We start from the raw sequence: 9,064 nt of genomic DNA, 5'->3' as shown, positions 1-9,064 counted from the left end.
GGTCCCTGCCCATCCACCCCCGAAGCCCCTTCTACCTCTTCAACCACGCCAACGGACACCCCGCCGACGGCTCCGCCCGCCCTACCCCCACCCAGTCACCCCCGACAACACCGACCCCCTCGCCCTGTGCCCGCACTGCGGCTCCCGAGGCCGCTACCCCGTCCGCTGCGCCGCTGACGACCCCGACCGCCACCACGAACAGCACCGCCACCCCTTCGGCCGCCCCTGGAAGTACCAGCCCTGCCCGGCCGCCTGCGAACCCATCACCGACCCGATCCGCCTCCACACACCCCTGGAACAGCCATGACACCGCGCCGCACCTACACCGGATTCACCCACTACCGCACCCCCGAAGGCATCTTCGGAGGCCCGCCCGTCACGAACGCGCGGATCCTCGCCGTCCAACCCGTCAACCTGCTCGCCTACCCGGGCCACAGCCCCGCCGTCCGCCTCACCCTCGCCAACAACGCCGGACGCGGACCCGCGCAGCTGGAAGCCGTGGAATGGGGAACCCCGGAAACCTGGCAGCCCGCGCCCCCCGAGCCGGCCAACCCGATTGTCACCGCGCTCACCGCAGCCGGAATCAAGGCCCACCCCCACCAGAACAGGCACGGCGACGTCGGCGCGATCCTCCACATGGTCCGCAAGGGCCGGTACTGCCAGCTCGTGATCATCGAACGCGGCACCAACCTCTTCTGGCAGATCCTCGACCGCTTCGGCCACGAGCCCGCCTTCTACCGCTGGGACAACACCCGGGTGGCCGACGCCCCGACCCGAGTCCGGGCCCACTGCCGCACCTTCCACGCCCGCATCCTCCCGACCCGACCCGTTGACGCCGTGCCCGGACAGCTCCTCAACCCCTGAGACACCGGCACAAGCCACGAACGCCGCCTGCTGGACGGGGCCCGCCGCCGGTGGGCCCCGCACGACCGACCAGCAACACCAACAAGCACCTCCGAACCCCGCCGACAGCCCCCCGCCCGCGCCCAACAAGGACAACCAGCCGTGACCATCGACGACTTCACCCTCAAGCAGCTCGCCCGCCGAGCCGAAAGCGCCACCCACATCTACAAGCTCACCTGCTACCGCGGCACCGACACCGAGATCAAGGCCAAGTACGACGACGCCCTCTCCGCGTGGCGCACCCTCCTTGACGCCCAGCTGGAAAACGGCCACATCACCAACGAAGAACACCGGACCCGAATCACCGAACTGACCTCCTGATGCTCTACCTGGCCAACCCCTCCACGGCCGAGATCCGAACCGCGATGACCGCAGGCGACCTCGGCTGCATCACCACCCCGCGCCAGGGCAACCCGGTACCGCCCGGCGCATGGTGGGCAGCCGACAACGGCCGCTTCGGCAAGGGCTGGCCCGGACCCGAACGATGGTGGACCTGGCTCACCAGCCAGGTCCACCGCTACGGCCCCCACCGCTGCCTCTTCGCCGTCGCCCCCGACCGCCCGTACGACGCCGCCGGAACCCTCGCCGACTCCGCCCTCTGGCTGGCCCGAATCCGCTCACTCGGAATCCCTGCGGCCTTCGCCGCCCAGGACGGCGCCGACATCGACCACCTCGTCCCTTGGTCGGACTTCGACGTCCTGTTCGTCGCCGGCACCACCGGCTGGAAGCTCGGCCCTGTCGCCGAACGCCTGGCCCGCCACGCCCGCGACCTCGGCAAGACCGTCCACATGGGCCGCGTCAACTCCCGCCGTCGCCTCACCACCGCCGACTGGCTCGGCTGCACCAGCACCGACGGTACTTACCTCACCTACGGCCCCGACCAGAACCTCCCCCGCCTCCTCAGCTGGCTCGACGAACTCCACCACCAACCGACCCTCCTCACACCCGGAACCGGCCATGAAGATCACGACGACGACACTCGTCCGCCCCGGACACGAGGTGACCCGCTACCCGTGCGTCACCCGCATCCGAACCCACTACCTCGCCGGCCCGGTCCGCTGTGCCACCTGTACCACGGCTTCCAGCAGTCTCTACCGACCTTGCGAGCAGCCCCGCTGGCTCTGCCCCACCTGCACCGCCGCCCACCTCCAGCCCGACGAAGCCGTGCCGACGCCCACCCAGCCAGGCCGGGCGCTGCGTCCCGGCGAACACCTCCGCAGCCCGGACGGCACCTGGACCGTCACCGCCGCCCGCCACATCGAACTCCCCATCCACGGGACCAGCGGCCAGTACACCGCCTACCTCCTGCGCCGGCACCACGACGGCCACCAACAGCTGTCACGCGGCACACGGCTGGCCGAAGCCGGATTTCACCTCATCCCGGTCCCCGAACAGCTCACCTTCCTCTGACCCGCTTGAAGGACACCGATGCCCACCGACCAGCAGCGCCAGCTCATCATGGCTCGCTACGGCCACACCGACCTGAACGACTACACCGCGGCAGGCCACCTCCTCTGGAACGCCCTCGTCAACGCCGACCTGACCCCCAGAATCGACCAGACCAGCGCCGGGCGCGCCATCGCCATCGACCTGCCCGACAGCACCACCCTCTGGTGCACCGAGGACGCCGACGTATCCCACCTGCCCTCCGACCACGAAGCCTGGAGCGTCATCCACTTCCACAATCCCGCCGACTCCGGCGACTACCTCCAGGTCTACCTGGGCCCCGGCGACCTCAGCTGCGAAACCGACACCGCCGCGTGCGTCAGCACCGTGGCGGCGTGGATCGCCAGCTGGACCGCCGCCGGCGCCGTCGCCCGGCACAACACCTACCTGACGCTGAGCAAGACCGCAGCGCCCCGCGACACGATCCGCAGCGCCTGGCACATCTCTTGGGGACACCCCGGATTCGACCCTACCAACCCCACCACCCGGACCGAGCAGCACGCCGCAACCGTGATCGAGCAATCCGCCGACCTGCCAGCCCGGCGCGGAGCCTGCCTCGCCTGCCCCTGGGAAGGACCGATACGCCGCGACCACAACACGGCCGTGGAAGACGCCCTCGACCACACCCACCCTGGCTGGCGGCGCCTCCCGACCATCCCGCAGGGCACGAGCGGCAAGAACGCCCACCTGCTGCGCGCCTACCTCGACGCCGTCTACCCGACCGGCTGGTTCGAGACCGGCGGCCCGCTCAAGGTGTACACCTCCACCGCCAACGACCGGCACGAGCCCGGCAAAGCTCGCGGCGGCGGCTATCTGGTGAAGGTCTACCGCTCCAGCTACACCCCCGAGCCGAAACACAAGCAGCAGACCCTCCTCTGACCGCCGCGGCCCCGGCTGAACCTCCGTTCCGCGAGGACTGGGAGTGCCAACGGCCTCCCGGTAGGATCTTCGGCAGAGCTTGCGCGCTGCGCACGAAGCGGCTTCGCCCGTCAGGAGATGGCGAAGCCGCTTGGCATCGGTTGGGGTATCCCCTGACCGGGGAATCGGCCAGATCGAGTCCCGCTGGCAGAGCGTGCTCGACCCTTCAAAGGCATCATGAAGCCCGGATCCAAGTGGACTTCGAGTGGACATGGCGTTGGTGAAGGCCGGTGAAATCGGGGGAAAGCCTGAGAAGGCCGGAGGCTGGAAACTGGCTCTGACCTGGGAAAACAGGTAAATCCAGTGAAAGCCAGTGAGCGTCAGTCAAAGTGACCGGAGGACTCATAATCCCTTGGTCGTGGGTTCGAGTCCCACCCGCCCTACCTCGGCCGCTGACCGATCGTCAGCCGATGGGCCCCTGAGCAGGCGAAACGCCCGGGCTCGCCTCGTAACTGTAGAGCACCGGCGTGTCCGGCGGCCCGGTTCTCCACCGAGATTCACCCTCCAGTGGACAGCGCCTGGACAACTTGCAGCAGTACAGCTCCTTCTGACGGTGCCTCAGCCACCTGTCCGGGACGGCCTCCGCACCCGCTGCCGCACCTGCCGCCCGATCGTGCATCAACCGATCGGATGATGCCGGTGTCAGCCGGAAAGCTCGCCAGGACTGGCCGGTTCGCCGACGAAGCGACGGGGTGGGCGGGGCAAGTATGAAGCAGACCGGCTTTCCGCCCCCACACCGCGTCTGTTGAGGCATTCCGTGCTGTACCTGCCGTCCCTCAGGAGGAGGACCGTGATGACGACCGCACTCGACCAGCGCCTGCTCGGCGCCGCGCACACCGGCGATCTCGACGCTGTCAGGGCTGCCCTGGAGGCCGGCGCCAACCTGGAGGCCCGCGACCCCCAGGGGCGGACGGCGCTGCTGACGGCAGCGCTCGCCGACCAGGTGGCCGTCGCCGAGTTCCTCGTCGCGGCCGGCGCCGATCCGGACGCGCAGGACCACCGGGAGGACAGCCCATGGCTGGTCACCGGAGTCACCGGCAGCGTCCCCATGATGCGGGCACTGCTGGTCGCCGGGCCGGATTTCGGGCTGACCAACCGGTTCGGCGGCGTCAGCCTGATACCCGCCGCCGAGCGAGGCCATGTCGCTTACGTACGGGCGGTGGTGGAGGAGACCGACCTCTACGTCGACCACGTCAACCGGCTGGGGTGGACGGCCCTGCTGGAGGCCGTGATCCTCGGCGACGGCGGCCGCCCGCACACCGAGATCGTCCGCCTGCTGCTCGCCGCGGGCGCTGACCCCCAACTCGCCGACGCCGACGGCGTGACGGCCCTCCAGCACGCCGAGCGCCGCGGCTTCCGGGCCATCGCCGCCCTGCTGCGCGAAGCCACACCCGATCCGAGGAAGGGAGTCGCCCCATGACCGCCCGCCGCCGGCGCACCGCGCCACTGCTGCTCGCCACCGTGTCAACGCTGGCCGTCCTGCTGACCGGCTGCGCCACCCGGGCCGACAGCGCACCGACCTCGCCGCCCGCAGCCTCCGCCCCGACCTCCATGTCTTCCGACGGAGCGTCAACTACCGCGCCCACCCCGCCAGGGACGCTGCTGGTGGCGGACTTCGGGTCCGACACCGCCACCTTCGTCGATCCGCAGCGCGGCGCGATCGGCTCGGTCCGGGTCGGCACGGCCCCGTACGCCGTGGCCCTCGGGGCGGACGGCCGGGCCTGGGTGAGCACTGCGGAGGGCGTCGCCGAAGTCGACACCCGTACCCGCACGTTGACCCGCACCATCGCCCACCGCACCGACACCGGCCCTTCCGGAACGGGCGAGTACCGGGGCGGCGCCATGGGCCTGGCCCTGTCGCCGGACGGCAGCCGACTGTTCGTGGGCGTCAACATACCCGGGCGGAACGGCGTGTTGGAGGTGGTCGACACCGACTCCGGCCAGGTCGTGGGGGTCGCCCCGGTGGGGCGGCGACCGTTCGACGTGGACGTGTCGGCGGACGGACGGGAGGTCTACGCGACCGGCCACGACTCCTTCGACGTGACGGTGGTGGCCGCCGAGAGCCTGGCCACCCGCCGGATCGAGGTCGCACCGTACGGGACGGAGGGCGGCCTCGGCTCCTGGCTGAAGCCGCACTACGCGGCCGTCCGGCCGGGCGACGGGAAGCTGCTGCTGCCGTTCGAGGGCGAGCGGTTGGCGGTGGTGGACCCGGCCACGGGGCAGGTGTCCGTGGAGCCGATGACGGCCGACACCCACCAGCACGGCGTCACCGTCGCTCCCGACGGCCGGCTCCTGGTGGTGGGCAGCGGCCCGATCACGGGAAGCGACGCCGGCCCGAGTCTGACCGTACGTCAGCCCGACGGCACCGAGCGGGTCTACCCGCTGGGCCTGCCACACGAAGACGTCGCGCTCTCCCGGGACGGGCACACGGCCTACGTCACCGGAGGGTTCACGCGGGACGGCTACTGGGACGGGATCACCCTGGTCCATCTCGACTCCGGCGCCACCCACCGGCTGGAGGTCGGCCACCGACCACTGGGGGTTGCCGTGCTCTGACCACCGACCGGACGGACCCCGCCCCACCGGGACCAGGCAGGGCCCACCGCCATTGCGCGTCCCACCACCCGCATTCGAGGCCGGCGTGATGCCCAGTCACCCGGGAAGGCAGGAAGGAAGGAAGCCCGGAAATTCGGAAGCCCTGCCGTAGGTCCGACCGGCAGGGGGTCACGCCCGGGGGATCGAGGCCAGGGCCTGGCAGAGGGCGTCCAGGGCGGCGGGGAAGGCGTGGTCGGGCGGGGTGCCGTAGCCGATCACCAGGCCGTCGCGGGGCGGCATGGTGCTGTCGGGGTGGCGGTAGGGTCGCAGGCCCTCCAGGGCGAGGCCCAGGCGGCGGGCGGTGCCGAGGGCCAACGGCTCGGAGCGCTCGGGGAGTTCGAGCACGGCGTGCAGGCCGGCGGCGATGCCGCTGACCCGGATGTCGGGGGCGCGCTCGGCGAGGGTGCGGACCAGCAGGTCGCGGCGGCGGCGGTAGTGGCGGCGCATCCGGCGCAGGTGGCGGTCGTAGGCGCCGTGGGCGAGGAAGTCGGCGAGGGTGAGCTGGTCGATCACGCCGGAGGTCAGTTCGCGGGTGCCCTTGGCGGCGAGCACCGGGTCGACCAGGGTGTCGGGCAGCACCATCCAGCCGAGCCGCAGCGCCGGCGACAGGCTCTTGCTGGTGGAGCCCAGGTAGACCACCCGGTCGGGGTCGAGGCCCTGGACGGCGCCGATCGGCTGGCGGTCGTAGCGGAACTCGCCGTCGTAGTCGTCCTCCAGCAGCAGGCCGCCGTGGGCGCGGGCCCAGTCGACGGCGGCGGCGCGGCGGTCGGCGTGCAGCGGGCCGCCGGTGGGGAACTGGTGGGCGGGGGTCAGCAGGGCGGCTCGGGCCTCGGTGGCGGCCAGTTCGGCGGTGCGGGCGCCCGCCCGGTCGACGGTCAGCGGGACGGTGCGGCGGCCGGCCGCGGCGAGCAGGTCGCGGTAGAACGCCAGGCCGTACGACTCGACCGCGACGGGTCCGTCCAGGATGCCGCCCAGCAGGCGGAGGGCGTGGGCGAAGCCGGCGCAGACCACGATCCGGTCCGGGTCGGTGCGGACGCCGCGGGCGCGGGCCAGGTACTCGGCGAGTGCGGTCCGCAGTTCGGGCCGGCCGCGCGGGTCGCCGACGCCGAAGGCGCTGCTGGGGGCGGCGGTGACGGCCCGTCGGGCGGAGGTCAGCCAGTCGGAGCGGGGAAAGGCGGAGGCATCGGGCGAGGAGGGCATCAGGTCGTGGACGACGGGACGGGCAGTGCTGGGGCGCGCGGGGCGCTCCGGCCGGTGGGCAGCGGGGCGGCCCGGTGGGCGACCCGGGTGCCGGATCCCTGGCGGGCCGACAGCCGCCCCTCGGCGACGAGTTCGGCGTACGCGTCGGCCACCGTGTTGCGGGCGATGCCCAGGTCGCGGGCGAGGCTGCGGTACGGGGGCAGGCGGGTGCCGGGGGCGAGGCGTCCGGAGTCGACGGCCTCGCGCAGGGCCTGTATCAGCTGGGCGCGGCGGCTGCCCCGGCCGGAGAGTTCGAGGTGCAGGTCGGTGCCCAGCACCTCGGCAGCGGCAGCGGAAGCGGCAGTGGCAGGCGCAGGAGCGGGGTCGTCCGGCTGTTCGGGCAGGCGGGGTGCCGGCTGCGGCGCTCCGGCGGGGGCGGGCTCCGGCCGGGAATTGACCCATGTCTCTGGCACGGAAATGCACCCTACCGCCGGTCGATCTGGCCTCTAGCGTTGAGGCATGACAACGCATCGGGTTCCTCAGCGCATGAACTTCTCCGCCGTCGCCCCCAAGGTCTTCAAGGCGGTCCTGGCCCTGGATGCCGCCGCCCGGGAGGGGCTGGACCCCGAACTGCTCGAGCTGGTGCAGATCCGGGTCGCCCAGGTCAACAAGTGCGCGTACTGCATCGGCTACCACACCGTGGACGCCCGGAAGGCGGGGGAGAGTGAGGAGCGGATCTACCAGCTGACGGCCTGGGAGGAGTCCAGCCTGTTCACCGAGAAGGAGCGGGCCGCGCTGGCCCTCGCGGAGGCGGTCACGCTGCTGCCCTCGGGCGTCCCGGACGAGGTGTACCAGGAGGCGGCGAAGCACTTCGAGGAGCGCGAACTGGCGCAGTTGATCGCCCTGGTGTTCACGGCCAACGCGTGGAACCGGATGAACGTCACCACCCGCAAGACGCCCAGCACGCTCTGACCGGCCGCTCCGACCGCTTCGGCCGGCCGGGACGGGTCGAGGGGGGGTCGAGGGGGCGGCGGGGGCGCGGCCGGCCCCGGTTAGGGTGGGCGGGTGCTCCTGCCTGCTGATCTGCCCACGCCGTTGACGGTGGTCGACGACCCGGAGCTCGCCGCCGCAGGGGTGGAACTCCGGCTGAAGCGGGACGACCTGGCGCATCCGGCGGTGCCCGGCAACAAGTGGCGCAAGCTCGCGCCGAACCTGGAGCGGGCGGTCGCGGACGGCAGCCGGGCGCTGCTCACCTACGGCGGCGCGTACTCGACCCACGTGCGGGCGGTGGCCGCGGCGGCGCGGGCGCTCGGGCTGGAGAGCGTCGGGGTGATCCGCGGCGCCGAGCTGGCCGGGATGCCGCGGAACTGGTCGCTGGCCGGGGCCGAACGGGACGGGATGGTGCTGGAGTTCGTCGAGCGCTCCGTCTACCGCGAGGTCGCCTCCGGCCGGCAGGAGCGCCGGCCGGGGCACTTCGTGCTCCCCGAGGGCGGGTCGAACGCGGCGGCGGTGCGCGGGGCCGCGGTGATCGCCGCCGAACTGGCCGCCCAACTGCCGGAGCCCGGCGAGCGGGATGTGGTGTGCTGCGCGGTCGGTACCGGCGGCACGCTGGCCGGGATCGCCGCCGGACTGCCGCCAGGCGCGCAGGCGCTCGGCGTGGCGGTGCTGCGCGGCGAGGGCTACCTGGAGCGCGAGGTGACGGCGCTCCACCGGGCCGCGTACGGGCGGGAGTTCGCCAACTGGCGGCTGGTGCACGGCTGGCACGCCGGCGGGTACGGCAAGGTCCCGCCGGAGCTGGAACGATTCGCCGCCGGGTTCGAGGACCGGCACGGGGTGCCGGTCGAGCGGCGGTACGTGGCGAAGGCCCTGTCGGCGGTGTACGGCCTGGCTAGGGCAGGCGAGCTGACGGACCGTCGGGTCACCCTGGTGGTGACCGGCCTGCCGGACCCGGCACCGCAGGCGTAGGCCGGGCTCTCTCTCCGGCCCGGGCCCTCTCTCCGGGGCCGGGGCCGGGGAGAGGGCG

The 9,064-nt window shown here is 72.5% G+C and carries 9 protein-coding genes and 1 pseudogene; 8 read left to right on the top strand and 2 right to left on the bottom strand.

Annotation, left to right across the window (positions count from 1 at the left end; all coding sequences use genetic code 11):
- Positions 1-303: 303 nt before the first annotated feature.
- Positions 304-864, top strand: a complete 561-nt coding sequence (locus KCH_RS11785; RefSeq protein WP_035862383.1) for a hypothetical protein — start codon at positions 304-306, stop codon at positions 862-864.
- Between the two features lie 141 nt (positions 865-1,005).
- On the top strand, positions 1,006-1,224 hold the full coding sequence (locus tag KCH_RS11780) for a hypothetical protein (RefSeq protein WP_035862381.1): 219 nt from the start codon (positions 1,006-1,008) through the stop codon (positions 1,222-1,224).
- A gap of 296 nt (positions 1,225-1,520) precedes the next feature.
- Here the strand turns inward: KCH_RS11780 and KCH_RS41230 are convergent, their stop codons facing one another.
- Entirely contained in the window at positions 1,521-1,829 is a 309-nt protein-coding gene (locus KCH_RS41230; RefSeq protein WP_157032003.1) for a hypothetical protein, read from the bottom strand.
- Positions 1,830-1,860: 31 nt separating this feature from the next.
- On the opposite strand from KCH_RS41230, the gene KCH_RS41225 reads away from it, so the two are divergent.
- From KCH_RS41225 to KCH_RS11755, 4 genes are all read left to right on the top strand, one after another.
- Positions 1,861-2,313, top strand: coding sequence for a hypothetical protein (locus KCH_RS41225; protein ID WP_157032002.1), 453 nt, complete (start codon positions 1,861-1,863; stop codon positions 2,311-2,313).
- A gap of 18 nt (positions 2,314-2,331) precedes the next feature.
- Positions 2,332-3,228: a DUF6349 family protein gene (locus KCH_RS11765; protein WP_035862374.1), complete on the top strand. Its 897-nt coding sequence runs from the start codon at positions 2,332-2,334 to the stop codon at positions 3,226-3,228.
- Between the two features lie 832 nt (positions 3,229-4,060).
- Complete coding sequence (locus KCH_RS11760) at positions 4,061-4,687, top strand: ankyrin repeat domain-containing protein (RefSeq protein WP_035862373.1); 627 nt, start codon at positions 4,061-4,063, stop codon at positions 4,685-4,687.
- Positions 4,684-5,823, top strand: coding sequence for a YncE family protein (locus KCH_RS11755; protein WP_035862371.1), 1,140 nt, complete (start codon positions 4,684-4,686; stop codon positions 5,821-5,823). The genes KCH_RS11760 and KCH_RS11755 overlap by 4 nt, the downstream gene beginning before the upstream one ends.
- 168 nt (positions 5,824-5,991) lie before the next feature.
- On the opposite strand, the pseudogene pdxR reads toward KCH_RS11755, so the two are convergent.
- A pseudogene (pdxR, locus tag KCH_RS11750) lies at positions 5,992-7,379 on the bottom strand (MocR-like pyridoxine biosynthesis transcription factor PdxR).
- A gap of 181 nt (positions 7,380-7,560) precedes the next feature.
- Here pdxR and KCH_RS11745 point away from each other — a divergent pair.
- Both KCH_RS11745 and KCH_RS11740 read left to right on the top strand, forming a co-directional pair.
- Positions 7,561-8,013, top strand: a complete 453-nt coding sequence (locus tag KCH_RS11745) for a carboxymuconolactone decarboxylase family protein (RefSeq protein WP_244305298.1) — start codon at positions 7,561-7,563, stop codon at positions 8,011-8,013.
- Positions 8,014-8,106: 93 nt separating this feature from the next.
- Positions 8,107-9,006, top strand: coding sequence for a 1-aminocyclopropane-1-carboxylate deaminase/D-cysteine desulfhydrase (locus tag KCH_RS11740; RefSeq protein WP_035862367.1), 900 nt, complete (start codon positions 8,107-8,109; stop codon positions 9,004-9,006).
- Positions 9,007-9,064 lie beyond the last annotated feature (58 nt).

This window comes from Kitasatospora cheerisanensis KCTC 2395 (assembly GCF_000696185.1).
Classification (GTDB): Bacteria; Actinomycetota; Actinomycetes; order Streptomycetales; family Streptomycetaceae; genus Kitasatospora; species Kitasatospora cheerisanensis.
The sequence above is the reverse complement of the archived record's forward strand: the minus strand, read 5'-3'. Positions and strand labels throughout refer to the sequence as shown.

What these genes read in the sequence shown, in the direction of transcription:
- KCH_RS41225 (WP_157032002.1), top strand. Translation starts at nt 1,861, where the DNA reads ATGAAGATCACGACGACGACACTCGTCCGCCCCGGACACGAGGTGACC.
- KCH_RS11765 (WP_035862374.1), top strand. Translation starts at nt 2,332, where the DNA reads ATGCCCACCGACCAGCAGCGCCAGCTCATCATGGCTCGCTACGGCCAC.
- KCH_RS11760 (WP_035862373.1), top strand. Translation starts at nt 4,061, where the DNA reads ATGACGACCGCACTCGACCAGCGCCTGCTCGGCGCCGCGCACACCGGC.
- KCH_RS11745 (WP_244305298.1), top strand. Translation starts at nt 7,561, where the DNA reads ATGACAACGCATCGGGTTCCTCAGCGCATGAACTTCTCCGCCGTCGCC.
- KCH_RS11755 (WP_035862371.1), top strand. Translation starts at nt 4,684, where the DNA reads ATGACCGCCCGCCGCCGGCGCACCGCGCCACTGCTGCTCGCCACCGTG.
- KCH_RS11785 (WP_035862383.1), top strand. Translation starts at nt 304, where the DNA reads ATGACACCGCGCCGCACCTACACCGGATTCACCCACTACCGCACCCCC.